This is a genomic window from Neisseria sp. HMSC058F07 (assembly GCF_001810035.1).
Lineage (GTDB): Bacteria > Pseudomonadota > Gammaproteobacteria > Burkholderiales > Neisseriaceae > Neisseria > Neisseria perflava.
In genome coordinates, this window is record NZ_KV799706.1 from 398,050 (window position 1) to 398,465 (window position 416).

1 protein-coding gene is annotated in these 416 nt (G+C 55.0%); it reads left to right on the top strand.

Annotated features, from left to right (window positions below; genetic code table 11):
• The coding region (locus HMPREF2696_RS11700; protein WP_210383774.1) for a hypothetical protein at positions 1-245 on the top strand (245 nt) is incomplete at its 5' end.
• Positions 246-416 lie beyond the last annotated feature (171 nt).

Sequence of the window (416 nt, forward strand, 5' to 3'; positions counted from 1 at the left end):
CGCCTTCGGGCGGCTGTGTGTTGAAACTGATTGAGCTGAGCGGTAAGGGTTGCAATGTTGCAACAGCCGCCTTCGGGCGGCTGTGTGTTGAAACTCAGGCCATTTTAGCCAAACATTCATGTCTTGAACAGCCGCCTTCGGGCGGCTGTGTGTTGAAACTCGCAAATAGTCGACTTCATCTTCTGACAAATCCGCAGCCGCCTTCGGGCGGCTGTGTGTTGAAACAGGTAGGCAGAAGCCGATAGCAAGACATCGAAAGCAGCCGCCTTCGGGCGGCTGTGTGTTGAAACGAAGTACCTGAGGGTCATGTAATGATGGTTTACAGCAGCCGCCTTCGGGCGGCTGTGTGTTGAAACTGAAAGAGTTGCAGGCATTCACTGGATCAGGTCCAGCCGCCTTCGGGCGGCTGTGTGTTG